We start from the raw sequence: 25,102 nt of genomic DNA on the forward strand, positions 1-25,102 counted from the left end.
GCAATCTACCCATGCCGGGCGCGCGCCGGGGCCCCGGCCACGCCGGAGTCACTCGCGGGCGGATTGTTCCCGCAGGCGGGCAAGGGTTTTCGAGAGGATCCGGGAGACGTGCATCTGCGAGATGCCCATCTGCTGGGCGATCTGGGTCTGGGTCATGGATTCGAAGAAACGCATGGTGAGGATGCGGCGTTCGCGTTCGGGGAGCCCCGCCAGCAGGGGCCGGATGGCCACGTACTCCTCGACGCGGTCGAACTGGGATTCTTCCTCGCCGAGAGTGTCGAGGAGCGAGGCCTCGGTGTCGCGGCCGACGGAGACGGCGTCGATGCTGCTGGGTTGGTAGGCGTTTCCGGCGATGACCGCCTGGGTGACCTCGTCGGCGTCGATCTCGAGGGCGGCCGCGATCTCCTTGGCGGTGGGGGAGCGGCCCAGCTGCTGGGAGAGGGCGTCGATGGCGGAGCCGATGCGCAGGTGGGTTTCCTTGACGCGACGCGGCACCCGCATGGCCCAGGTGTTGTCCCGGAAGTAGCGGCGGACCTCGCCCATGATGGTGGGCACCGCGAAGGACAGGAAGTTGGAGCCGCGGGAGATGTCGAAGCGGTCCACCGCGTGCACCAGCCCCACCCGCGCGACCTGGGTGAGGTCGTCGAAAGGCTCACCGCGGCCGCTGAATTTGCGGGCGATGTGGTCGGCCAGGGGAATGCAGCGGTTGATCAGTTCGGTGCGCAGTGCGGCGCGCCGCCCGGATTCCGGTGCGGCGGCGGCCAGTTCCTCGAACAGCGTGGCGACGTCGTCGTAGCCGGAGACGCTGCGCGCGACCTCCTCGGCCTCGTCGGCGTCGACCGTCTCCTCGGCGGTGTCCTCGGTCTCGGTCTCGTCCGGTTCCCGGTCGTCGCGCGGTTCCTCGGGTCCCGGCGTCTCGGCGGATGCTGCGAACACGTTGTCTCCGTCGGTCACTACGCCTTCCCCCGGACCCGCCGGAACTCCACCGCCGTCGGGTATCCGGAGATCGCCGGATCGAAGGGTTCCTGGGTGGCGGTGACCTCGTCGGAGAGCGTCCGCAGCACGTGCCAGCCGAAGCTGCGCTGGTCCGGTAGTCCCTCGGCCTCGGCGATGCCGCTCACCCGCACGATCAGATCCGAGTCGCCGACGGTGAACACGCACTGCAGTGTGGTGCCCGGCGCGGCGACGGCGATCAGCGTGGAGGCCGCCTCGTCGACGGCGAGACGGATATCGGCCACCTCGTCCAGGGTGAAATCGCTGAGCAGCACCAGTGTTTCGGCGAGTCCGCGCACGATGGGCAACTGGGAGACGGACGCGGCGACACCGATCTCGACCGGTGTACCGCGCAACCCTTGTTCCGCCGAAATGTTGATCACTCTGTAGAGGCTACCCATTCCGGTGCGCGGCAATCAGCCATTCCCATTGACGTGGGGGCCTTGGGGGGCTGCCGATAGACTGCGGCCCGTGTGCACCTCTTCCTCCCCCTTCCAGCGGCCCGCTCCGATGATCGCCCCGTCCATCCTGTCCGCCGACTTCGCGAATCTCGCGGCCGAACTGCAAGCGATCGAGGGCGCCGACTGGGTGCACGTCGATGTGATGGACAACCACTTCGTCCCGAATCTGACGCTGGGTCTGCCGGTGGTGGAAAGCCTGTTGAAGGTGACCGACATTCCGATGGACTGCCACCTCATGATCGAGAACCCGGAGCGCTGGGCCCCGGGCTACGCCGAGGCCGGTGCCTACAACGTCACTTTTCACGCCGAGGCCACCGACAACCCGATCGCGGTGGCGCGTGACATCCGCGCCGCGGGCGCCAAGGCCGGGCTCTCGGTCAAGCCGAACACCCCGATCGAGCCCTACCTCGGGATCCTGCGCGAGTTCGACACCCTGCTGGTGATGAGCGTCGAACCCGGTTTCGGCGGACAGTCTTTCATCGCGCACGTGCTCGACAAGGCCCGGCAGGTGCGCCGCCTGGTCGACGCCGGTGAGCTGCGCCTGGTCGTGGAGATCGACGGCGGCATCAATATGGACACCATCGAGCAGGCCGCCGAGGCCGGCATCGACTGCTTCGTGGCGGGCTCCGCGGTGTACGGCACCCCGGATCCGGCCGCGACCGTGGAAATCTTGCGGCAGAAGGTGATCGCGGTCGAGGCGGCGTCCGCGCAGTAGCGCGGGCTCAGTGCTGTAGCAGCGCTTCGATCACCGATTCCAGCGGCGGAACCGTGTCGCTGGAATCGGGGGAGTGCACCCAGGTGCGGTATCCCGTCCGCTCGTCGTCGGCGGACGGGAGCACGACCTGCGCTCCCGGGCACGCGACGGTGGCGTAGAGCCGGAACAGGGCGGCGGCCACCGATTTGGTGAGGGACTCCGGCCGGGCGGGGCCGGTGATGAAGGTCCATCGCCGTGCCCGGGGATGGTGCACGACCGGGCCGGCCAGATCGGCCTGCGCCAGCTGTTGCTGGACGCGTTCGCCGAGATCGGCGGGCATGGTGATGGCCCCGAACCGAGTGCCTATCTCCAACAGGATGTGCCGTGACGTCGGGTCGATCGATGCCGGCAGGTGAAATTCGCGTCGGTACTGTACGCAGCGAACTTCGAGTGTCGAATCGAGAAGCATGGTCACGCCGCACCCCCAACTGTGCCGATTGTGTTGTCTGCCACCTGAATCCGACCCGCGCGGGGTCCAACCTTCCTTCGGTTCTGCTTGCGATGATCGTCACGGCCCGGATCGGCCGTGGACGCGGTGACCGTTCTGCACTGAACTGCTCGCGGAGAAGTTGAACTGTGGGAATCAGCTGCATAACAATATTGCGACCATTCTCGCTGCCGCGCAAGATTCTGGGTTGAGCGAGTCGTGAATTGGGTACCACTCCGCGTTGGGCCAGGTCAGGCCATTCAAAGGAACGGTAAATCCCGGCGTTTCAATTGGCGATCGCGACCAATGAACACAATTATCCGATCGCACATTGGCTTACGCCCGATTTCGTCCATCCACCGGTATTCAACGCTCCAGTGAACGAGGCCGCATGTCGCCTACGACCCCGCGTCGTTAGGCTGAAGGGGACGGCCGTCCACGCGGGGAATACCGCGTACCGCACCGGCTGTTGGCTCGATCGGAGCACGCACACGCGATCAGGGAGAGGTACGCATGTTCACAGGCATCGTCGAGGAGCTGGGCGAGATCCTCGCCACCGAGCAGCTGGACGACTCGGCGCGGCTCACCATTCGCGGCCCCCTGGTGACCTCCGATGCGGGACACGGTGATTCGATCGCCGTCAACGGCGTCTGCCTCACCGTGGTCGACCGGAAGGTCGAGGGCGACACCTTCACCGTCGACGTCATGGCCGAGACCCTGGACCGCTCCAGCATCGGCGGCCTGACCGCGGGTTCCCGCGTCAACCTCGAGCGCGCGGCGGCCGTTAACAGCCGCCTGGGCGGGCACATCGTGCAGGGTCACGTCGACGGCACCGGCACCATCGTCTCCCGCACCCCGTACGAGAACTGGGAGGTCGTGCGAATCTCCCTGCCCGACAGCATCGCTCGCTACGTGGTGGAGAAGGGCTCGATCACCGTGGACGGCATCTCGCTGACCGTCTCCGGCATCGGCCTGGCCGAGGACGCCTTCGCCGACGGCGCCAAGGACTGGTTCGAGGTGTCGCTCATCCCCACCACCCGCGAGCTCACCACCCTCGGCACGGCCCCGGTCGGCACCACCGTGAATCTCGAAGTCGACATCATCGCCAAGTACGTCGAACGGCTCGTACAGCGCGGCTGACGTCCAAGGTTCGCGGCCCGTCTCGTTCTGGACCGACGGAGCGGGGGAGCGGAGGAGGGAAGAACGAGACCTCCAGGGCCGCGAACCCGCGACGCCGGAGGCGGCGCAAATTGGACAGTGCCCTACTGTAATGAGGCACCTAATTCGAGATGGAGCACAACAGACGTGACCAGGTTCGACACCATCGAGCGCGCAGTCGCCGACATTGCCGCCGGTAAGGCGGTTGTCGTCGTCGACGACGAGGGCCGGGAGAACGAGGGCGACCTCATCTTCGCGGCGGAGAAGGCGACACCCGAGCTGGTGGCCTTCATGATCCGCTACACCTCCGGTTACATCTGTGTGCCGCTCACCGGGGACGACTGCGATCGCCTGGGCCTGCCGCCGATGTACGCGGTCAACCAGGACAAGCACGGCACCGCCTACACCGTCTCCGTCGACGCCCGCGAGGGCATCACCACCGGCATCTCGGCCGCCGACCGCGCCACCACCATGCGCGTGCTGGCCGACCGCAACGCCAAGTCCGACGATCTGACCCGCCCGGGCCACGTGGTTCCGTTGCGCGCCAAGGACGGTGGCGTCCTACGCCGGCCCGGCCACACCGAGGCCGCCGTGGATCTGGCCCGGATGGCCGGGCTAAGCCCCGCCGGCGTCATCTGCGAGATCGTCAGCCAGAAGAACGAGGGCGATATGGCGCGCACCGAGGAGCTGCGCATCTTCGCCGACGAGCACGATCTGGCGCTCATCTCCATCGCCGACATGATCGCCTGGCGCCGCCGCAACGAGAAGCACGTCAAGCAGGTGGCCGAGGCCAAGCTGCCCACCGAGTTCGGTGACTTCCTGGCGATCGGCTACGAGAGCGAATACGACGACGCCGAGCACGTGGCCCTGGTCATGGGCGATATCGGCGACGGCACGGACGTGCTGGTCCGCGTGCACTCCGAATGCCTCACCGGCGACGCCTTCGGCTCGCTGCGCTGCGACTGCGGCCCGCAGCTGGACGCCGCCATGGAGATGATCGCCCAGCAGGGCCGCGGCGTGCTGCTCTACATGCGTGGCCACGAGGGCCGCGGCATCGGGCTGCTGCACAAGCTGCAGGCCTACCAGCTGCAGGACGGCGGCGCCGACACCGTGGACGCCAACCTGGACCTGGGCCTGCCCGCCGACGCGCGCGACTACGGCATCGGCGCGCAGATCCTCGCCGACCTGGGCATCACCTCGATGCGGCTGCTCACCAACAATCCCGACAAGCGTGCCGGGATCGAGGGCTACGGCCTGAGCATCAGCGAGCGGGTGGCGATGCCCGTGCGCGCCAACAAGCACAATCTGCGGTATCTGCGCACCAAGCGGGATCGGATGGGCCACGACCTGGTCGGCCTGGAAGACCTGGACCTGGGCGAAACCGCGAACTGACGCGGCGGAACCGACTATCGAGAGGGCGGAACGAGAATGAGCGGTACGGGCGTACCGACCTTCGAGCTGGCCGATGCCAAGGACCTCAAGCTGGGGATCGTGGCGTCGCGCTGGCACACCACCATCTGCGACGCGCTGGTCGCGAACGCGGAGCAGACCGCCCGGGCCGCGGGCGTCGCCGACATCACCGTGGTCCGGGTCGCCGGTGCGATGGAGCTGCCGGTGGTGGCGCAGGCACTGGCCCGCAGCCATGACGCGGTGGTCGCACTGGGTGTCGTGATCCGTGGTGAGACACCGCATTTCGAGTACGTGTGCGATTCGGTGACCGCCGGTCTGACCCGGGTGTCCCTCGATGAGAGCACCCCGGTCACCAATGGCGTGCTCACCGTGAACACCGAGCAGCAGGCGCTGGATCGTGCAGGCCTGCCCGGCTCGATCGAGAACAAGGGCGAACAGGCCGCGGCCGCCGCCCTCGATGCCGCGCTGACCCTGCGCGAGCTGACCCAGACTGTCTAGCCATGCCGGTCGTGCGGATCTGGAAGCGGGACGGCGGCTCCGAGGAGCCGCCCCGCAAGCCTGCCGCCACGCCGGAAACGCCTGCGGCGCATTCCGATCCGCGGGCCGAGCAGAGAGCGGAGTCCGAGGACGCCATGGCCGAGCCGACCGAAACCGAGACGCCGGTGCAGCCCGGTACCGCCGCGGGCGATTGGGATCTCGAGGTGCGACCGCACCACGCCATCGTCACCGTGCGGATCGTAGCGGCGGTGCTGGCGGCCATCTTCATCTTCGGCGGCATCGTGCTGCGGCACGGATCCACCGGCGTGAACTTCCGGGTCTCCGACCAGATCGGCCTGATGGTGTTCGGCCTGCTGCTGGCCGGCGGCGTGCTGACGCTCACCCGGCCCCGGGTGCGGGTCGGCCGGCGCGGGGTGATGGTGCGCAATATCGTGGGCGACAGCGAGTTCCAGTGGAAGGACATCCGCGGGATCTCCTTCCCGGACAAGAAGTCCTGGGCCCGGCTGGAATTGGTGCACGACGAGTACGTGCCCATGATGGCCATCCGCTCCAACGACAAGATGCGCGCTGCCGAGGCCATGGACCGGTTCCGGGAACTCGGCGCCAAGTACAGCGCCGAGAACCAGGACCGACGCTAGCGCGGGGCGCCGAGCACCGCGCCCTCGCGCCGCGGGTCCGCGCCGCCGATCCAGCCATTACCGTCGCGGACCAGGGCCGACAGGCCGCTGGACTGCGGGGCGACCGAGACCTGGTCGCCGTACTGGCGCAGTTTCTGCACCAGCGGATCGTGGTCGCCGTTGTCGGAGGCGTCGACGGCCGGGTGCTCGCCACCCACATAGGTGGTGGGGGAGTTGGCCGCGCCGAAGTCGATCATCGACACCGCCTGCTGCGGGTTCATGCCCCAATCCAGCATGCCCACCAGGGTTTTCACCACGAACTGGATGATCACTGCCCCGCCGGGCGAACCGGTGACGTAGCTGAGTCCGCCGCGCGAGCCGTCCGGATTTCGGTCGAAGACCAGGGTCGGGGCCATGGAGCTGCGCGGCCGCTTGCCCGGGTCGAGGCGGTTGGCGATCGGGGTGCCGTCCTTGTCGACCGGTTCGGCCGAGAAGTCGGTGAGCTGGTTGTTGAGGATGAACCCGTCCACGAAATGGAATGACCCGAACGCGGATTCGACCGTGGTGGTCATGGAGGCCGCATTGCCGTACTTGTCGACGATCGAGATATGGCTGGTACCGTGCTCGGGCTGCTGCGGGCCGTTGCCGACCGGCACCGGGCCGAAGTCACCCGGTTTGGCGGTGCCCAGGCTCCTGGTCGGGTCGATGAGCGCCGCACGCTGCTTCAGATAGCCCGGATCCAGCAGGGTCTGCGGCGAATTGCCCGGCAGTGGAACGAAATCCGAGTCGGCGATGTACTTGTCGCGGTCGGCGTAGGCCAGGCGTTCGGCCTCGGCGATCAGGTGCACGGCCTCCGCGGTGGGCTTGCCGCCGTTGCGGGCGGTAGTGCTGTCGCCGCCGAGGTCCGTCGGTTTCATCGACGCCAGATCGAAGTTGGACAGGATGCCCAGGGTCGCCTCCACCGTGATGCCGCCCGAGGACGGGTTGGGCATGCCGCACACCTCGTGGGTGCGGTACGGCGAGCACACCGCGGTGCGCTTCTTGGCCTGGTAGGACTGCAGATCCGCCAGGGACATCAGCCCCGGGGTGCGTCCGCCCGCGGTGGTGGCGGTGGTGTCCACGATGTCCGCGGCGATCGCGCCGGTGTAGAAGGCGTTCGCCCCGTCGGTCGCGATGGCCGAGAGGGTCTTGGCGAAGGCCGGATTGGTGAGCGTGGTGCCGGACGGCTTCGGGCTGCCGTCGGGCTGCAGGAAATACGCCTTGGCATTGTCGTCGCGCGCGAGGTCGGCCTTGGAGTCGGAGATCTGGCTCGCCATCCGCGGTGAGATCTTGAAGCCCTGATCCGCCAGGTTGATCGCCGGGGCGAACAGATCCTTCCACGGCTGCTTGCCGTGCTCGTTGTGGGCCAGCTCCAGCATCCGCAGCACTCCCGGCGTGCCGATGGAGCGCCCGCTGGCCCGCGCATTCGGTTGCGGCACAGTGTGATCGGCGGCGCTGATGTAGCGCAGGTAGTCCTCGGTGGCGGCCGCCGGGGCGGTCTCGCGGCCGTCGTAGGCGTCGACCGTCCTGGCATTGGCGTCGTAGTACATCAGGAACGCGCCGCCGCCGATGCCGGTGGCCTGGGGCTCCACCAGATTCAGCACGGTCTGTGCCACGATGAGCGCGTCCGCGGCGGTGCCGCCGTCCCGCAGTACCCGGCAAGCCGCCTCGGTGGCAACGGGATTGGCGGTGGAGACCGCGAAATCGCCGGTGCGCACGGGTGTCATGCCGGTGCGGTAGCCGGTGGCGACCTCGGGGTGCAGGGCCAGATTCGTGCTGCTGGGCCCGGCGGGCACCCCGGAGGTGACCGGAGTTCCGTTGGGGGACACCGTGCACGACGCACTCTGGTTCGTCGAGGACGAACAGGCGGTGACCAATCCGACCAGCAGCAGCAGAGCGGCAGCGCCGCTCCCGATTCGTCGCGAGCGCCTCATGATCGGACTCTAGCGCCGTGGGCCCGCGCGGGCAGGGCTTTGACGGGCCGGATCGGGGGGCTACCTGGGGAACTCCGGGCCGCCGGTCGCCCGAGGATCTCAGCGGCTTCACGGCAATCTCCGAAAAAGCATGCCAATTGGTCGCTTGACTGGCCTTCTTTTTTCGAAGGTTTCCCCGCTCGGGGTACCAATGTGGAACTCAGCAAACGGCAAGGTACCCTCAGGCTGCCTCACTTCACGATTGCGGAGGGTTAACCCGGCGAATGACCGAGATCCGGACTACTGCCACCAGCCTCAATGCCGAGGACAGCGGCTATCACAAAGCCCTGAAACCCCGGCAATTGCAGATGATCGCCATCGGCGGCGCCATCGGTACCGGCCTGTTCCTGGGCGCGGGCGGCCGGCTGCACAATGCCGGCCCATCGCTGTTCCTGGTGTACCTGATCTGCGGCATCTTCGTCTTCTTCATCCTGCGCGCGCTCGGCGAACTGGTATTGCACCGCCCGTCCTCGGGCTCGTTCGTCTCCTATGCGCGCGAATTCTTCGGTGAGAAGGCCGCATTCGTGGCCGGCTGGATGTACTTCCTGAACTGGTCCATGACCGGCATCGTCGACACCACCGCGATCGCCACCTATCTGCACTACTGGGGACCCTTCCAGCCGATCGCGCAATGGCTGCTGGCGCTGGGCGCGCTGATCATCGTGCTCGGCATCAACCTGGTCTCGGTCAAATGGTTCGGTGAGATGGAATTCTGGGCGGCCATGATCAAGGTGGTGGCCCTGGTGACCTTCCTGGTCGTCGGTACCGTCTTCCTGGCCGGGCGCTTCGAGGTCGAGGGCCAGAGCACCGGCCTGCGCATGGTCTCCGACGCGGGCGGCTGGTTCCCGACCGGCGTGCTGCCGCTGGTCACCGTCACCTCCGGCGTCGTGTTCGCCTACGCCGCTGTAGAAATGGTGGGCATCGCGGCCGGCGAGACCGAGAATCCGGCCAGGATCATGCCGCGCGCCATCAATTCGGTGATCATGCGTATCGCCGTATTCTATTGCGGCTCGGTGATTCTGCTGGCGCTGCTGCTGCCCTACACCGCCTACAAGGGCGGCGAGAGCCCGTTCGTCACCTTCTTCGGCAAACTCGGTGTCGCGCACATGGGTTCGATCATGAATTTCGTCGTGCTCACCGCGGCGCTGTCGAGTTTGAATGCCGGACTGTATTCGACCGGCCGCATCCTCCGCTCGATGGCAATGAATGGCAGCGCGCCGAAATTCACCTCACGGATGTCCAGTGCCGGTGTGCCGTACGGCGGCATTCTGCTCACCGCCACCATCGCGCTGTTCGGTATCTGGCTGAATTACATTGTGCCGTCGCAGGCTTTCGAAATCGTGCTGAACGTCGCGTCGCTCGGCATTCTGGCGTCCTGGGCGACCATTGTGCTGTGCCAGTTGAAGCTGTTCTATCTGTGGAAGAAGGGGCGGGCGGAGCGTCCGGCGTTCCGGATGTTCGGTGCGCCTTACACCGGCATCGCGACGCTGGTGTTCCTCTTCGCGGTGGTGGTGCTGATGGCTTTCGACCATCCGGTCGGTACGTGGACGGTGGCCAGCCTGGTGATCATCGTGCCCGCGCTCGCCATCGGGTGGAAGGTCGCCAGCCCGCGGGTGCTGGCCATCGCCAGGCTGCGCGAGGGCTACACCGGCGAGTTCCCGGTGATTCCGCCGATCCCCATGGACGACAAGTAGTTTTCCGCTTCCGGGGGTACACTGGGAAACTCTGTCCGGACCTGCGCTTTTCAACGGCCGCACGCGAGATCGCGTGCGGCCGTTATGTGTTCGAGATCACTGTTTCGAATGCTAGCTATCGGCTGTGGCCATGGTCATAACTTCGTCAACCAGATTGTCCGGAATCCGAACATTTGGTTAGCGTCAGGTTCAGCGCGTTCGCAGGGGGCGCGCGACCAGGGGTTACTCGATGAGGAGTGCTGTGAGTTCGCAAATGGCCGTTGCCGACGGGGCGAATATGACATCCGTCGCCACGGAAAACGGCATTCCAGCCACATTTTTCGAGCGGGTGCTCGACGGGGTGCGGGGGTTGCGCCGTGATGGTTCCGAGATCGACATGCCCGCCCAGGTGCGGGAAACGCAATACGCCGCGCTCGGCGCGATGGGACTGGCGGTGCTGCACAGCCTGCTGTCCATCACCGGCGGCGTCTCGTGCGTGGTCGGCAGTATCGGCCACTTCTTCGCCGCCTGGGTGACCGGCGGTGTCGCACTGCTGTTCGGGCTGCGCTCGCGCTGGATCTGGGTGACCGCACTCGGATTGGCCAGCCTGCAGTCGTTCCTGGGCATCTTCACGCTGGTGTCGGCCGAAATGCCCACGGGCGTGGGACCGTTCACCGTGCTCTTCGGCGTGATGGTGTCCGGCGTGGTGCTGGCGCTGCTGCTGCGCCGCGACCTCTACCACTGGTTCGCGGTTGCACCCTGAAGTGATCGAGCGGCCTGCCGCCCGGACCAATGTCCGGGCGGTGGGCGACAACTGATTTCGTGCCCTTCTGGGTAACTCGCCGGGTACGTCCTGAATTGGTTCGGCAGCCAACCGCCGGCACGGGTGCGTGGCGGCCAACGGCACTCAGCTGCCCGCTAAAGTTCCGGGGAGGCGGTATTGCCCAGCGCTCGGCCGGCGGCGCGACCGGAGAAGATGCAGCCGCCGAGGAACGTGCCCTCCAGCGCGTTGTAGCCGTGCACGCCGCCACCGCCGAACCCGGCGACCTCGCCCGCGGCGTACAGGCCCGGGAACGGGGTGCCGTCGGCGCGGATGACCTGCGAGTCCAGATTGGTCTGCAGGCCGCCCAGCGTCTTGCGGGTCAGGATGTTCAGGCGCACGCCGATCAGCGGGCCGTGCGCGGGATCCAGGATCTTGTGCGGGCTCGCCACCCGGACCTTGTCGCCCAGGAAGCGGCGCGCGTTGTTGACGGCCATCAGCTGGGCGTCCTTGCTGTACTTGTTCTCGACATCCCGGTCGCGGGCCACGATCTGGCGCTCGATATCGGCGAGGTCGAGGTGCGGGCCGCGCGAGATCTTGTTCATGCCCGCGATCAGCTCGGCGAGGGTGTCGGCGACCACGAAGTCCACCCCGTGCTGCTTGAACGCCTCCACCGGACCCGGCGCGCCCTTCGCCACCCGGCTCTTGAGGGCCAGCTTCAGATCCTTGCCGGTGATATCGGGATTCTGCTCCGAGCCCGAGAGCGCGAACTCCTTCTCGATGATCGACTGATCGAGGATGAACCACGAGTAGTCGTAGCCGGTCGCCAGGATCTGCTTCATGGTGGCATTGGTGTCGAAACCCGGGAAAGCCGGCGCGGTCATGCGCTTTCCATTGGCGTCGAACCACAGCGAGGACGGGCCGGGAATGATGCGGATGGCGTGATCGGGCCAGATCGGATCCCAGTTGTGGATGCCCTCGGTGTAGTGCCACATGCGATCCCGGTTCACGATGCGCCCGCCCGCGGCCTCGGTGATGCCCAGCATGCGGCCGTCCACGTGCGCGGGCACGCCGGAGATCAGGTGCTCCGGGCAGGGGCCGAGCCGGTCGGTCGGCCAGTTGCGGCGGATGAGGTCGTGATTGTGGCCGATGCCGCCGGAGGACACGATGACCGCCGGCGCACGGAACTCGAACTCGCTCACGACATTCCGTGAGGACGCGACCCCGCGGGCCTCGGTGGCGGGCTCCAGCACGCTGCCGCGCACGCCGGTCACCGCATCGTCCTCGACGATCAGTTCGTCGACCCGGTGCCGGAAGGCGAAGCCGACCTGTCCCCGCTGTTCGGCCTCGAGCGCCGGTTCGAGGAACACCCGCACCACCTCGGGGCCGGTGCCCCAGGTGAGATGGAAGCGCGGTACCGAGTTGCCGTGCCCGTCGGCGGTCACGCCGCCGCGCTCGGCCCAGCCGACCACGGGCGTCACCCGCAGCCCGAGATCGTAGAGGTACTGCCGCTTCTCGGTGGCGGCGAACTCCACGTACGCGCGCGCCCACTGCCGCGCCCAGTGGTCCTCGTCCTCGCGGTCGAAGCCGGCCGAGCCGAACCAGTCCTGCATGGCGAGCGCGAGGCTGTCCTTGACGCCGAGCCGCCGCTGTTCGGGACTGTCCACGAAGAACAGCCCGCCCAGCGACCAGAACGCCTGGCCGCCCAGGTTGGCGCGGTTCTCCTGATCCAGCACGAGTACGCGGCGTCCCGCCTTGACCAGCTCGTGCGTGGCGACGAGACCGGCCAGCCCGGCCCCGACCACGATGACATCGGGATTCTCGATCATGCCCATGATTTCCTTGGTGTCGAAGTTCGATACACGAATGTATCGAACGAGGTCGCTGCTGTACAGACGCTCGATACAACGCTGTATCGAACGAGGTTGTCGGTGGGACATGGCATGGTTCGAGTGTGCCGACTTCTTCGTCCGGATCCCTGTCACTCGCGGCGGCGCGCCGCACTGCACTCGCGGCACAGGGCTTCGCCTCGGCGCCGCCGAGCGGGACGCCCACCCGGCGGACGGTTCTGAAGGTGCTCGACAGCACCCGGCTGCTGCAGCTGGACTCGGTGTCGGCGGTGGTGCGCGCGCACTATGCCCCGGTGTTCAGCCGGATCGGGGCCTACGACCGGGCGCTGCTGGACGAGGCCGCGTGGGGGCACACCGCCCGGCGGCCCCGGCAGCTCATCGAGTACTGGGCGCACGAGGCGGCGCTGATTCCGGTCGAGGACTGGTCGCTCCTGCGCTGGCGCATGGTGCAGTACCGGCACGGACGCTGGAACGGGATGCGGCAGGTGCTCGAACGCAATCCGGCCCTGGCCGACGATGTGCTCGGCGTGGTCAAGGAGTTCGGGTCCAGCACAGCAGGCGAGATCGAGCGGCATCTGGAACTGGATCGGCCACGGGCCAAGGACAATTGGGGCTGGAACTACAGCGACACCAAGGTGGTCTGCGAGGCACTGTTCGCAGCGGGGGAGCTGACGGTGCCGAAACGGGTGGGCTTCCAGCGGCATTACGACCTGGCCGCGAATGTCCTTCCGCCCGAGGTCCTCTCGCGCGAACCGGACGAAGCCGACGCGGTGCGGGAACTGGTGCGGCGTGCGGCGCGGGCGCACGGCATCGGCACCGAAGCCGATCTGCGGGACTACTACCGGCTCAACCGCCGCCAGACCGAGCCCGCCATCGCCGACCTCCTCGACGTCGGAGAGCTGGAGCAGGTCACCGTCGCGGGCTGGGACAAGCCCGCCTACCTGCATGCCGAGGCCCGCACTCCGCGCCGGGTCATGGGCGCGGCCCTGCTGTGCCCCTTCGATCCGCTCATCTTCTTCCGCGACCGCACCGAGCGGCTCTTCGACTTCCACTACCGCATCGAGATCTACACGCCGGAACACAAACGCGTGCACGGGTATTACGTCTTCCCGTTCCTGCTCGACGGCGAACTGGTGGCGCGGGTGGACCTGCGCGCCGAGCGCGGGACCGGGCGGCTGCTGGTGCCGGGCGCGTTCGCCGAGCCGGGCCGGGACCATCCGCGGGTGGCGGCCGCACTGGCCGCGGCGCTGCGGGACATGGCCGGCTGGCTCGAACTCGACACCGTCGAGGTGGGCGAAAAGGGCGATCTCGCACCGGCTTTGCGGCGTGAGATCGCCTAGCTCCACGCAACGCGGATCGGAACGGTGAAGGTCGGGAACGGTGAAGGTCGGGTCAGAACGGCCCGTCGGTCCAGGCATTCAGCACGATGCCCTTCTTGCCCTCGCCGTTGCATTCGATCGTCATCGGGATGAGCGGCCGCGGCGAATCGCCCACGATGTAGGTGGGGGCCTGGTAGCCGCTGCCCACCTGCCGGGTGCCCAGGCACTGCACTACCGCGGCGTACCAGGTGTCCGCGGGGCAGGTGAAGGTGGCGGTGTCGAGCGTCCGGTCGATGCGGCAGACCGAGTCGGCGCCGGCGGCCGGCGCCGATACCGCGATCAGGCCCGCCGCGCCGATGCCGAGTGCGGAACCGATCGCGAGCGACCGGCGGCGCGGGTGGAGATGGTGATGGTTCGTCATCGATCAAGCTCCCTCGTGTACGGACAGATCAAGCGAAACAGTTCGTCCCATACTGACCGCGAGACCCCGCTGGACGGCCGAACCTCGCGGAGATCGGAGTTCCGGCGTGGCGAGTCCTCCCGGGTGCGCGGGTGCTGTCGGGCCGCGCCCGTGCTGGGCGACCAGCAGCTCCGGCGCCGAATTCGCCACGGCCCCAGCGCGGATCGGCAGCGGCGTCGTGTGCTCGCGGTGGTGGCCGTGGACGAAGATCGGCCCGGCGGCGGCCTCGGCCGGCACCGAGACCGCCACCAGCGCGGCGGCGGCCAGGCAGACCGCCCCCGCGATGGCGAGCGAGCGGCGGCGCAAACGCAGTCGGATCATGGCGGTCCCTCCAGGTGAATGATCTTGCGGATACTTCGTCACCGTGACCGGCGCGGATGGTCGCCTGGGGGCCCGGCGGGTGTGTCGGAGGCCTTGGCCGCCTGTCGGGGGCACTGACTAACCTGGAGTCGTGGCAGATCCCGCGACCTACCGGCCCGCACCGGGCACCATTCCCGTCGAACCAGGTGTCTACAAGTTCCGGGACAAGTTCGGACAGGTCATCTATGTCGGCAAGGCGAAAAGCCTGCGCCAGCGGCTGAACTCGTATTTCGCCGACGTGGCCGGGCTTCACCCGCGCACCCGGCAGATGGTGACCACGGCGGCCGGGGTCGAGTGGACCGTGGTGTCCACCGAGGTGGAAGCGCTGCAGCTGGAATACAACTGGATCAAGGAATTCGATCCGCGCTTCAATGTCCGCTACCGCGACGACAAGTCGTATCCGGTGCTGGCGGTCAGCCTCGACGAGGAGTACCCGCGGGTGTTCGTCTACCGCGGCGCGCGCAAGAAGGGCGTGCGGTACTTCGGCCCGTACGCCCACGCCTGGGCCATTCGCGAGACCCTGGATCTGCTGCTGCGGGTGTTCCCGGTGCGCACCTGCTCGGCCGGGGTCTTCAAGCGGCACAGTCAGATCGGGCGGCCGTGCCTGCTCGGCTACATCGACAAGTGCTCCGCGCCGTGCATCGGCCGGGTGAGCGCGGCCGAGCACCGGCAGATCGTGGACGACTTCTGCGACTTCCTCTCCGGCAAGACCGATCGCCTGGTCAAGCAGCTCGAGCGCCGCATGCACGAGGCCTCCGACGAACTCGACTTCGAACTGGCCGCCCGCCTGCGCGACGACGTGCAGGCGCTCAAGCGCGCCCTGGAGAAGCAGGCCGTCGTGCTGGGCACCGGCACCGACGCCGATGTCATCGACTTCGCGGTGGACGAGCTCGAGGTCGCGGTCCAGATCTTCCACGTGCGCGACGGCCGGGTGCGCGGGCAGCGCGGCTGGGTGGTCGACAAGTCCGGCGACGCCCTGGACCTGGGGCGGTCAGGCCCGGAGGCGGCAGCCGGCGTAACCACGGAGGGCCCCGGCCCAGGTCCGATCGAGCCCGACGTGGCGGAGTCCGGTGGGGAGCTGGCGGCCCTGGTCGAGCAGTTCCTCACCCAGTTCTACGGCGAGCAGACCGCGGTCGCCCAGCAGAGCGGGGACGCGCAGCCCGGGGCCGTGGTCCCGCGCGAGGTGCTGGTCCCGGCCCTGCCAAATGATCATGAGCAGGTTCAGCAGTGGCTCTCGGACCTGCGCGGGTCGGCCGTGCAGCTGCGGGTGCCGCAGCGCGGCGACAAGAAGGCGCTGGCCGAGACCGTGCAGCGCAATGCCCAGGAGGCCCTGGCCCAGCACAAGCTCAAGCGCGCCGGCGACCTGACCGCCCGCTCGGCCGCGTTGCAGGAACTACAGGACGCCCTGGATCTGGACAGCGCGCCGCTGCGCATCGAATGCGTGGACATCTCGCATGTGCAGGGCACCGATGTGGTGGCCTCGCTGGTCGTGTTCGAGGACGGCCTGGCCCGCAAGTCCGAGTACCGGCACTACGCCATCAAGGAGGCCGCCGGCGAGGGCCGCTCCGACGACGTCGGCAGCATCGCCGAGGTGACCCGGCGGCGCTTCGGCAAGCTCCGCCGCGACCTGGACGCCGCCGAGGCCGCCGAGCTCGAATCCGGTTCGGACCCGGTCGAATCCAGCCTGCCCGGCATCGATCCGAAGACCGGTAAGCCGCGCCGCTTCGCCTACCCGCCCAACCTGTACGTGGTGGACGGCGGTGCGCCGCAGGTGAATGCCGCCGCCGAGGTGCTCGACGAACTCGGCATCACCGATGTCGCGGTCATCGGGCTGGCCAAGCGCCTGGAGGAGGTGTGGGTGCCGAACGAGGCCGACCCGGTGATCATGCCGCGCACCAGCGAGGCGCTGTATCTGCTGCAGCGGGTCCGCGACGAGGCGCACCGCTTCGCCATCACCTTCCACCGCTCCAAACGCTCGCGGCGGATGACCGAGTCGGTGCTGGACTCGGTGCCCGGGCTGGGCTCGGCGCGCAAGACCGCGCTGGTCACGCACTTCGGATCGGTCGCCAAGCTCAAGCAGGCTACGGTGGAGCAGATCACCGAGGTCCCGGGCATCGGCGTGGCGACGGCCAAGGCGGTCCTGGCCGCCCTGCAGCAGCCGTAGCGATCGTGCACGGACCCATCGGTTTGCCGCGATGGCGCGTCGAATCGGGACGCACCGGGTAGAGTGCGACACGCCGAATAGAAAAACTGCGACACGCCGTGTGTGCAGGTCGGGAGCAGAAATCACAGCTGTGTCTCGCTCCCGTCGTGTGCCTGCCGCGTTTCCGGGCGTCGGTGCAGGATGATCGAGGGAACTCCAGACACGAACCGGTAGGACATGACGCGCGTCGAAGCCAGTACTGATACGGCCGAAAACAGCAAGGCAACCGATACAGGTGAGTCCCAGCCGACCGCTCGCCGCGGGCGGTCGGCACCCGAATCCGCACCGGTCGAGGTCGTCATCGTGACGGGCCTGTCCGGTGCCGGGCGCGGCACCGCCGCCAAGGTGCTCGAGGATCTCGGCTACTACGTGGCCGACAACCTCCCGCCCGAATTGATCGGCCGCATGGTCGATCTCGGCCGCGGCGCCGAACCGCCCATCCGCAAACTGGCGCTCGTCATGGACGTGCGCAACCGCTTCTTCACCGGGAACCTCGCCGCGGTCGGCGAGCAGCTACGGGCCGCGGGTGTGCGCACCCGCATCCTGTTCCTGGAGGCCTCCGACGACGTGCTGATCCGCCGCTTCGGGTTCGCGCGCCGCCGCCATCCGCTGCAGAGCGAGAGCGCCGACGGCACCCTGACCGCCGGCATCGCCGCCGAGCGGCGGCGCCTGGACCCGGTGAAAACCGCCGCCGACGTGGTCATCGACACCACCGCGCTGTCCATCCACCAGCTGCACCGCAAGCTCGAGGAGGTCTACGGCGGCGACGCCGCCACCGTGCTGCAGCTGACCATTCAATCGTTCGGTTTCAAATACGGAGTCCCGCTCGACGCCGACATGGTGTTCGATTTGCGGTTTCTGCCGAATCCACATTGGATTCCCGAACTCCGCGAAAAGACCGGACAGGACGCCCCGGTCAGCGAGTATGTGTTGTCGCAGCCGGGCGCGCAGGACTATCTGGGCACCGCGCGGCATCTCGTCGACCTGACGACCGAGGGCTACCGCCAAGAGGGGAAGCGATACATGACCGTGGCAGTGGGTTGTACCGGCGGCAAACACCGCAGTGTGGCGATAGCGGAGGCGCTGGGCGAGGCGCTGGCGGGCAACGAATCGGCCCCGGCCGGCAACAACGACTCGGGTGACGTGGTGCGTGTGGTTCATCGGGATCTGGGGCGGGAATGAGTGAGAACGACTCAGTCCGCACCACCAATCCGGCCATCGTCGCCCTCGGTGGTGGGCACGGCCTGTATTCGACGCTGACCGCCATCCGGCGGCTCACCCGCAAGATCACCGCGGTGGTCACGGTCGCCGACGACGGCGGCTCCTCGGGACGGCTGCGGTCCGAGCTGGGCATGCTGCCCCCGGGCGATCTGCGAATGGCCTTGGCGGCCTTGGCCGAAGAGGCCGACGGTATCTGGGCGCGAACTTTGCAACACCGCTTCGGCGGCACCGGCGCGCTGGCCGGGCATTCGGTGGGCAATCTGATTCTGGCGGGTCTCACCGAGGAGCTGGGCGATCCGGTCGCGGCCCTGGACGAGGCCGGAAAGATCCTGCGGATGACCGGCCGCGTGCTACCCATGTCGCCCATCGCGCTCACCATCGAGGCGGATGTGTCTGGGCTGGAAGGCGATCCGCGCGTGAGCCGCTGCATCCGCGGTCAGGTGGCCGTGGCGACCACGCCGGGCAAGGTGCGCCGAGTGCGCCTGATCCCCTCGGATCCGCCCGCCTGCCCCGAGGCGACCTCGGCGATCGAGCACGCCGACGTGGTGGTGCTGGGCCCCGGAAGCTGGTTCACGAGCGTCATCCCGCATGTGCTGGTGCCCGAATTGCACGAAGCGCTGCTGTATACGCGCGCACGGAAAGTGCTGGTGCTCAACCTCGCTGCCGAACCGGGCGAAACGGCCGGATTCAGCGCCGAACGGCACCTGCATGTATTGTCCCAGCACGCACCGGATTTCACAGTCGACCATGTTCTGGTGGACTCCGGTTCCGTACCCGAGGGTAGGGAACGCGAACATCTGGCAAGAGCTGCCGAACAGCTGCGTGCGCGAGTAACCTTCGCTGATGTCGCCGAGGCGGGGACGGACCGGCACCACCCCGGAAAGCTTGCCGCCGCACTGGATCAGGTGATCCGGCAACCTCGGCCGGAAATGGCAGGGCTTCGAGTCGAAGGACGGCATATGGGCCAACGTGTGCGGTCCGGGTTGGGTGGAAAGGAGCGCGTCTCGTGGCGATGACAGCGGAAGTGAAGGACGAGCTGAGCCGGCTCTCTGTATCACAGGTGAGCTCGCGCAAAGCGGAATTGTCCGCGCTACTGCGGTTCGCCGGTGGATTGCACATCGTCGGCGGTCGAGTGATCGTCGAAGCCGAGGTGGACATGGGTTCCATTGCACGTCGGCTGCGCCGAGAGATCTTCGAGCTGTACGGATACGGCTCGGACGTGCATGTCCTCGGCGCCGGCGGGCTCCGGAAAACCTCCCGGTACGTGGTGCGGGTTTCCAAGGAGGGCGAGGCGCTGGCGCGCCAGACCGGATTACTCGATGTGCGCGGCCGACCGGTGCGCGGGCTGCCCGCCCAGGTGGTGGGCGGCAGCATCGGCGATGCCGAAGCCGCTTGGCGTGGAGCGTTTCTCGCGCACGGCTCGCTCACCGAGCCGGGCCGCTCCTCCGCCCTGGAGGTGAGCTGCCCCGGGCCGGAGGCGGCGCTCGCCCTGGTCGGCGCCGCGCGGCGGATGGGCATCTCGGCCAAGGCGCGCGAGGTGCGCGGCACCGATCGCGTCGTGGTGCGCGACGGTGAGGCTATCGGCGCCCTGCTCACCCGCATGGGTGCGCAGGACACCCGGCTCACCTGGGAGGAGCGGCGCATGCGTCGCGAGGTCCGGGCGACCGCCAACCGGCTGGCCAATTTCGACGACGCCAACCTGCGTCGTTCGGCCCGCGCGGCTGTGGCCGCCGCGGCCCGCGTGGAGCGTGCGCTCGAAATACTGAGCGAGGATGTGCCGGACCATCTGGCCGCGGCGGGCAAGCTGCGCGTGCTGCACCGGCAGGCGTCTCTGGAGGAGCTGGGCCAGCTGGCCGATCCGCCCATGACGAAAGACGCTGTGGCGGGCCGGATCCGGCGGCTGCTGTCGATGGCGGACCGGCGCGCCAAGGAACTCGGCGTGCCCGACACCGAAAGCGCTGTCACCGCAGAGCTGCTCGAAGAGGCGTGAAACACCCACTCCGCCGCATAAACTGGTGAATACCGCACGGTGATTCCGTCCGGAAGCGCCGCAACCCCAAGGGGTCGCGGCGCTTCCGGTCGTCTGTGACGAAAGTGAACGTTTCGTTGTTCACCGTGGCGGGGGTGTGTCCGTGATGTTTCTGTTACAGGTCTAGGGTTAGCACCGCAACGGAAACGATCCGCAAAGCTGAGGAGCGAAAACGTGACTGTCCGGGTAGGGATCAACGGCTTCGGCCGCATCGGGCGAAACTTCTTCCGAGCCGTCGAGGCGCAGAAGGCCCTCGGCACCACCGACATCGAGATCGTGGCGGTCAACGATCTCACCGACAACAAGTCGCTGGCGACCCTGCTGAAGTACGACTCGATCCTCGGCCGCCTGCCGCAGGACGTTTCCCTGGACGGCGACGAGACCATCGTCGTCGGCGACCAGCGCATCACCGCGCTGGCCATCAAGGAGGGCCCGGCCGCGCTGCCGTGGGGTGACCTGGGTGTCGACGTGGTCGTCGAGTCCACCGGTATCTTCACCGACGCCACCAAGGCGAAGGGCCACCTGGCCGCCGGCGCCAAGAAGGTCATCATCTCCGCGCCCGCCAAGGGCGAGGACATCACCATCGTGATGGGCGTCAACGACGACAAGTACGACGGTTCGCAGAACATCATCTCGAACGCGTCCTGCACCACCAACTGCCTGGGCCCGATTGCCAAGGTGCTCAACGACTCCTTCGGCATCGAGCGTGGTCTGATGACCACCGTGCACGCCTACACCCAGGACCAGAACCTGCAGGACGGCCCGCACTCGGATCTGCGTCGCGCCCGCGCCGCCGCGCTGAACATCGTGCCCACCGGCACCGGCGCCGCCAAGGCCATCGGCCTGGTGCTGCCCGAACTGCTCGGCAAGCTGAACGGTTACGCGCTGCGCGTGCCGGTCCCGACCGGTTCGCTCACCGACCTGACCGTGGACCTGGCCAAGACCGCCTCGATCGACGAGATCAACGCCGCCATGAAGGCCGCCGCGGACGGCCCGATGAAGGGCATCCTGAAGTACAACGTCGACCCGATCGTCTCCTCCGACATCGTGACCGACCCGCACTCCTCCATCTACGACGCGCCGCTGACCCAGGTCATCGACAACCAGGTCAAGGTCGCCTCGTGGTACGACAACGAGTGGGGCTACTCCAACCGTCTCGCCGACCTCGTCGGCCTCGTCGGCAAGTCCCTCTAAGCGCCGATGACGATCAAGACTCTGCAGGATCTGCTGACCGAGGGTGTCGAGGGCCGGGGCGTGCTGGTGCGCTCCGACCTGAATGTTCCACTCGACTTCCCTGTTTCGAGCGACCCGCAAGCGATCGCTAGCGGCGGCGTCATCACCGACCCGGGCCGCATCATCGCGTCCGCGCCGACCATCAAGGCGCTGGCCGAGGCCGGCGCCAAGGTCGTCGTGACCGCGCACCTCGGCCGCCCCAAGGGCGAGCCGGATCCGAAGTTCTCCCTCGCGCCGGTCGCGGCGCGGCTGTCGGAGGAGCTGGGCCGCAATGTCCAGCTCGCCGGCGACGTGGTGGGCCAGGACGCGCTCGCCCGCTCCGAGGGCCTCACCGACGGTGATGTGCTGCTGCTGGAGAACATTCGCTTCGACGCGCGTGAGACCAGCAAGGACGACGCCGAGCGCACCAGGCTCGCCCGTGCCCTGGTCGAGCTGGTCGGCGACGACGGCGCGTTCGTGTCCGACGGTTTCGGTGTGGTGCACCGTAAGCAGGCGTCGGTGTACGACGTGGCCGAGCTGCTGCCGCACTACGCGGGCAACCTGGTCGCGGCCGAGACCGAGGTGCTGAAGAAGCTCACCGAGAACCCGGAGCGTCCGTACGCGGTCGTGCTCGGCGGCTCGAAGGTCTCCGACAAGCTGGCGGTCATCGAGGCGCTCGCGCCGAAGGTCGACACGCTGGTCATCGGCGGCGGTATGTGCTTCACCTTCCTTGCGGCGCAGGGACTTCCGGTGGGCACCTCGCTGCTGCAGCAGGAGATGATCGACACCTGCCAGGAGCTGCTGGCCAAGTACGGCGACGTCATCCATCTGCCGGTGGACATCGTGGTGGCCGACAAGTTCGCAGCCGACGCGGACTCGAAGACCGTGCCCGCCCACGAGATTCCCGACGGCTGGATGGGTCTGGACATCGGTCCCGACTCGGTCGCCCGCTTCTCGGCGCTGCTGACCGAGGCCAAGACCGTGTTCTGGAACGGCCCGATGGGTGTGTTCGAGTTCGAGAAGTTCTCGGCCGGCACCCGCGGTGTCGCCGAGGCGATCGCCACGGCGACCTCGAAGGGCGCGTTCACGGTGGTCGGCGGCGGTGACTCGGCCGCGGCCGTGCGCACCCTGGGTCTGCCCGACGACGGTTTCTCGCACATCTCCACCGGTGGCGGCGCGTCGCTGGAATACCTGGAGGGCAAGGAACTTCCCGGCCTCGCTGTCCTGGAGGACTGAACCATGGCACGTAAGCCTTTGATCGCCGGCAACTGGAAGATGAACCTCAATCACCTCGAGGCCATCGCTCTGGTGCAGAAGATCGCATTCGCGTTGCCGGAGAAGTACTTCGACAAGGTCGACGTGACGGTGATCCCGCCGTTCGTGGACCTGCGCAGCGTGCAGACGCTGGTCGAGGGTGACCGTCTCCTGATCACCTACGGTGCCCAGGACGTGTCCACCCACGACGAGGGCGCCTACACCGGCGAGATCAGCGGCTCCATGCTGGCCAAGCTGGGCTGCAGTTTCGTCGTGGTGGGTCACTCGGAGCGGCGTCAGTACCACAACGAGGACGACGCCACCGTGCTGGCCAAGGCCAAGCAGGCGCTCAAGTACGGCATCACCCCGATCGTCTGCATCGGTGAGGGCCTGGGCGTCCGCGAGACCAAGACCCACGTCGAGTACAACCTCGAGCAGCTCCGCGGCTCCCTCAAGGGCCTGACGCCCGAGGAGATCTCGAAGATCGTCATCGCCTACGAGCCGGTCTGGGCCATCGGCACCGGCAAGGTGGCCACCCCGGCCGACGCGCAGGAAGTCTGCGGCGCCATCCGCAAGGAACTCGCCGAACTGGCGAATCCCGAAGTGGCGGCCGGTGTCCGGGTCCTCTACGGCGGCTCGGTCAACGCCAAGAACGTCGGCGAACTGGTCGGCCAGACCGACATCGACGGCGCTCTCGTGGGCGGCGCGTCCCTGAAGGGTGACGAGTTCGCCACCCTCTCCGCCATCGCCGCCGGCGGCCCGCTGCCGTAACGGTTTCCGCTGCACACAGGGCCGGGCATCCGCAGGATGCCCGGCCCTTCGCCGTCTCCGGGCGCGAGTGGGTGATCGCGGGCGGAGGACGCCGCGCCCGGGGCGTTCCCGTCGGCCCCAGTGCTCGTACAGAAGAATGATCGGTATGAGCGACTGGAATACGAACATCATCAACGAGTTTCGGGCCAATGAGGGACGGGTCGGCGGGCCGTTCGAGGGGGCGCCGATAATTCTGGTGCACCATCGGGGCCGCAGGACCGGGCGGGAGCTGGTGACGCCCATGATGTACCTGGCCGATGAGCAGGATCCGGCGACCGTGTACGTTTTCGGGTCCAAGGCGGGCGGGCCCACCAATCCGGACTGGTACTACAACCTGACCAAGGCGGGGAAGGCCGAGGTCGAGGTCGGGACCGAGACCTTCCAGGTCGAGGTCACCGAGGTGACCGGCGCGGATCGCGACCGGATCTACGACGAACAGGCGCGGCGATACCCGGGTTTCGGCGAATACGCCGTGAAGACCGCCGGTATCCGCACCATTCCGGTGCTGGCGCTGCGCCGGGCTTAGGCTCGCGGCCGCAGGGCGCGGGTGCTCGGCCCCGCGTCCTGGCAGGCGTCGGCGCGGGGGTGCGTTCGACGTGTGGGCGGTCGGGGTGTTTGCGGGGATGGTGGGCGCGGAGATCGATCCCCCGTAGGCGACGGCCGGGGTTCGAGGTGGGGTCGTGGGTAGTGGCGGCCTCGTTCGTCGGTGGGGAGGCCGGGAGCGGGTGGGCCACCGTGTCCATGAATTCATTTGCGGCGGTAGGGGAGTCGGCGGGGGGTGACGGCCGCCCAAGTGTAGGGGCGGGTGTTTCGAGGGCGAGTGGATCGCCGAATCTTGCTGGTCAGAACCTTGTCGAATGCTGTCCGCGTTGCTGACAGGAAGTCCCTTCTTGACAGTAACTGTCATATCGGCAGATACTCGCTCTGACGAAGGAGGGCGACGGATGTCATTGCGGGAGCGGCAGCGCCGGCAGGTGCGCGGCGAGATTCAGCGGGCGGCGTACGAGTTGTTCGCGGAGAAGGGCTTCGGGGAGGTGACGACCGAGCAGATCGCCGCCGCGGCGGGTGTGTCGGCCAGTACCTACTTCCGGCATGTGCGGAGCAAGGAGGATCTGCTGCTGGATCCGGTCCGCGAGGGCGGGTCGGGAATCGTCGCGCTGCTCGAGGAGCGCGACGGCCACGAGCCCGCGGATGTGGCGCTGGCGCAGTCGCTTCTGGCGCGGTCCACCGCGCTGGCCTCGGCGGAGCTGGAGCAGTGGCGGGCCGCGTTCCGCACCGCGCCGCATCTCCTGGAGCGGGTGGCTCTGATCACCCCGGAGCATCGGGCGCGCCTGGTCGAGCTGGTCGCGCAGCGGATGGGCCGAGACTCGCAGCGGGACAGCACTCCGGGTTTGCTGGTGCATCTCATGCTGGCGGCGGCGGAGTTCGGCTACCTGCAGTGGCTGCGTAATTCGGCGCAGCCGGAGATGTCGCTGGCGGTGTGGGGGGGGGGGGAGGGGGGAGAAGGGTGGGGTCCCACAGCCCGTGGGTGGGGGGGGGGGGGGGGGGGGGGGGGGGGGGGGGGGGGGGGGGGGGGGGGGGGGGGAGGGGGGGGGGGGGGGGGGGGGGGGGGGGGGGGTTC

The 25,102-nt window shown here is 68.0% G+C and carries 24 protein-coding genes; 17 read left to right on the forward strand and 7 right to left on the reverse strand.

Annotated elements, in window-relative coordinates:
* Positions 1-48: 48 nt before the first annotated feature.
* Together ACFXN1_RS01955 and ACFXN1_RS01960 are read right to left on the reverse strand one after the other, a co-directional pair.
* Positions 49-954, reverse strand: coding sequence for an RNA polymerase sigma factor SigF (locus tag ACFXN1_RS01955; protein ID WP_379440087.1), 906 nt, complete (start codon positions 952-954; stop codon positions 49-51).
* Complete coding sequence (locus ACFXN1_RS01960; protein WP_379440088.1) at positions 954-1,376, reverse strand: ATP-binding protein; 423 nt, start codon at positions 1,374-1,376, stop codon at positions 954-956. Before ACFXN1_RS01960 ends, ACFXN1_RS01955 begins: the two co-directional genes overlap by 1 nt.
* A gap of 127 nt (positions 1,377-1,503) precedes the next feature.
* Between ACFXN1_RS01960 and rpe the strand changes: the two genes are divergently transcribed.
* Complete coding sequence (rpe, locus tag ACFXN1_RS01965; protein WP_379440108.1) at positions 1,504-2,169, forward strand: ribulose-phosphate 3-epimerase; 666 nt, start codon at positions 1,504-1,506, stop codon at positions 2,167-2,169.
* Between the two features lie 7 nt (positions 2,170-2,176).
* Here rpe and ACFXN1_RS01970 read toward each other — a convergent pair whose 3' ends face one another.
* Entirely contained in the window at positions 2,177-2,521 is a 345-nt protein-coding gene (locus ACFXN1_RS01970) for a hypothetical protein (protein WP_379400447.1), read from the reverse strand.
* Between the two features lie 627 nt (positions 2,522-3,148).
* On the opposite strand from ACFXN1_RS01970, the gene ACFXN1_RS01975 reads away from it, so the two are divergent.
* From ACFXN1_RS01975 to ACFXN1_RS01990, 4 genes are all read left to right on the forward strand, one after another.
* Complete coding sequence (locus ACFXN1_RS01975) at positions 3,149-3,775, forward strand: riboflavin synthase (protein ID WP_379440089.1); 627 nt, start codon at positions 3,149-3,151, stop codon at positions 3,773-3,775.
* Between the two features lie 165 nt (positions 3,776-3,940).
* Positions 3,941-5,185, forward strand: coding sequence for a bifunctional 3,4-dihydroxy-2-butanone-4-phosphate synthase/GTP cyclohydrolase II (locus ACFXN1_RS01980; RefSeq protein ID WP_364612549.1), 1,245 nt, complete (start codon positions 3,941-3,943; stop codon positions 5,183-5,185).
* Between the two features lie 36 nt (positions 5,186-5,221).
* Positions 5,222-5,701 carry a 6,7-dimethyl-8-ribityllumazine synthase gene (gene ribH, locus ACFXN1_RS01985; RefSeq protein ID WP_357003218.1) on the forward strand — a complete coding sequence of 160 codons (480 nt, stop codon included), beginning with the start codon at positions 5,222-5,224 and terminating at the stop codon, positions 5,699-5,701.
* A 2-nt stretch (positions 5,702-5,703) separates the two neighbouring features.
* Complete coding sequence (locus ACFXN1_RS01990) at positions 5,704-6,339, forward strand: PH domain-containing protein (RefSeq protein ID WP_379440091.1); 636 nt, start codon at positions 5,704-5,706, stop codon at positions 6,337-6,339.
* Here the strand turns inward: ACFXN1_RS01990 and ACFXN1_RS01995 are convergent.
* Positions 6,336-8,291: a gamma-glutamyltransferase family protein gene (locus tag ACFXN1_RS01995; protein WP_379440093.1), complete on the reverse strand. Its 1,956-nt coding sequence runs from the start codon at positions 8,289-8,291 to the stop codon at positions 6,336-6,338. The two genes, ACFXN1_RS01990 and ACFXN1_RS01995, sit on opposite strands and share 4 nt — an antisense overlap.
* Before the next feature lie 263 nt (positions 8,292-8,554).
* Here ACFXN1_RS01995 and ACFXN1_RS02000 point away from each other — a divergent pair, with 263 nt between their 5' ends.
* The gene (locus ACFXN1_RS02000; protein ID WP_379440094.1) at positions 8,555-10,024 is read left to right on the forward strand and encodes an amino acid permease; all 1,470 of its coding nucleotides are present in this window, start codon (positions 8,555-8,557) and stop codon (positions 10,022-10,024) included.
* 241 nt (positions 10,025-10,265) lie between these two features.
* Positions 10,266-10,766, forward strand: coding sequence for a hypothetical protein (locus ACFXN1_RS02005; RefSeq protein ID WP_379440096.1), 501 nt, complete (start codon positions 10,266-10,268; stop codon positions 10,764-10,766).
* Positions 10,767-10,921: 155 nt separating this feature from the next.
* On the opposite strand, the gene ACFXN1_RS02010 is transcribed toward ACFXN1_RS02005, so the two are convergent.
* Positions 10,922-12,592, reverse strand: coding sequence for an FAD-binding dehydrogenase (locus tag ACFXN1_RS02010; RefSeq protein WP_379440097.1), 1,671 nt, complete (start codon positions 12,590-12,592; stop codon positions 10,922-10,924).
* 125 nt (positions 12,593-12,717) lie between these two features.
* On the opposite strand from ACFXN1_RS02010, the gene ACFXN1_RS02015 reads away from it, so the two are divergent.
* Positions 12,718-13,953: a winged helix-turn-helix domain-containing protein gene (locus ACFXN1_RS02015; RefSeq protein WP_379440099.1), complete on the forward strand. Its 1,236-nt coding sequence runs from the start codon at positions 12,718-12,720 to the stop codon at positions 13,951-13,953.
* 52 nt (positions 13,954-14,005) lie between these two features.
* On the opposite strand, the gene ACFXN1_RS02020 is transcribed toward ACFXN1_RS02015, so the two are convergent.
* Together ACFXN1_RS02020 and ACFXN1_RS02025 are read right to left on the reverse strand one after the other, a co-directional pair.
* On the reverse strand, positions 14,006-14,353 hold the full coding sequence (locus ACFXN1_RS02020) for a hypothetical protein (protein ID WP_379400439.1): 348 nt from the start codon (positions 14,351-14,353) through the stop codon (positions 14,006-14,008).
* A 3-nt stretch (positions 14,354-14,356) separates the two neighbouring features.
* Entirely contained in the window at positions 14,357-14,713 is a 357-nt protein-coding gene (locus tag ACFXN1_RS02025; RefSeq protein WP_379440100.1) for a hypothetical protein, read from the reverse strand.
* Between the two features lie 130 nt (positions 14,714-14,843).
* On the opposite strand from ACFXN1_RS02025, the gene uvrC reads away from it, so the two are divergent.
* From uvrC to ACFXN1_RS02070, 9 genes are all read left to right on the forward strand, one after another.
* On the forward strand, positions 14,844-16,916 hold the full coding sequence (gene uvrC, locus ACFXN1_RS02030; RefSeq protein ID WP_379400436.1) for an excinuclease ABC subunit UvrC: 2,073 nt from the start codon (positions 14,844-14,846) through the stop codon (positions 16,914-16,916).
* A gap of 216 nt (positions 16,917-17,132) precedes the next feature.
* On the forward strand, positions 17,133-18,137 hold the full coding sequence (rapZ, locus tag ACFXN1_RS02035) for an RNase adapter RapZ (RefSeq protein ID WP_379400435.1): 1,005 nt from the start codon (positions 17,133-17,135) through the stop codon (positions 18,135-18,137).
* Complete coding sequence (yvcK, locus tag ACFXN1_RS02040) at positions 18,134-19,192, forward strand: uridine diphosphate-N-acetylglucosamine-binding protein YvcK (RefSeq protein ID WP_379440102.1); 1,059 nt, start codon at positions 18,134-18,136, stop codon at positions 19,190-19,192. The genes rapZ and yvcK overlap by 4 nt, the downstream gene beginning before the upstream one ends.
* Positions 19,183-20,166: a DNA-binding protein WhiA gene (gene whiA / locus ACFXN1_RS02045; protein WP_040858457.1), complete on the forward strand. Its 984-nt coding sequence runs from the start codon at positions 19,183-19,185 to the stop codon at positions 20,164-20,166. The genes yvcK and whiA overlap by 10 nt, the downstream gene beginning before the upstream one ends.
* A gap of 213 nt (positions 20,167-20,379) precedes the next feature.
* Complete coding sequence (gap, locus tag ACFXN1_RS02050; protein ID WP_354837476.1) at positions 20,380-21,399, forward strand: type I glyceraldehyde-3-phosphate dehydrogenase; 1,020 nt, start codon at positions 20,380-20,382, stop codon at positions 21,397-21,399.
* Positions 21,400-21,405: 6 nt separating this feature from the next.
* Positions 21,406-22,653, forward strand: a complete 1,248-nt coding sequence (locus ACFXN1_RS02055) for a phosphoglycerate kinase (protein ID WP_379440104.1) — start codon at positions 21,406-21,408, stop codon at positions 22,651-22,653.
* A 3-nt stretch (positions 22,654-22,656) separates the two neighbouring features.
* Positions 22,657-23,442, forward strand: a complete 786-nt coding sequence (gene tpiA, locus ACFXN1_RS02060) for a triose-phosphate isomerase (protein WP_354837480.1) — start codon at positions 22,657-22,659, stop codon at positions 23,440-23,442.
* Between the two features lie 136 nt (positions 23,443-23,578).
* On the forward strand, positions 23,579-24,007 hold the full coding sequence (locus ACFXN1_RS02065; protein ID WP_379440105.1) for a nitroreductase/quinone reductase family protein: 429 nt from the start codon (positions 23,579-23,581) through the stop codon (positions 24,005-24,007).
* 418 nt (positions 24,008-24,425) lie between these two features.
* The coding region (locus tag ACFXN1_RS02070; protein WP_379463477.1) for a TetR/AcrR family transcriptional regulator at positions 24,426-25,102 on the forward strand (677 nt) is incomplete at its 3' end.

Origin of the sequence: Nocardia sp. NPDC059154 (assembly GCF_042755705.1) — a bacterium.
Taxonomy (GTDB): Bacteria; Actinomycetota; Actinomycetes; order Mycobacteriales; family Mycobacteriaceae; genus Nocardia.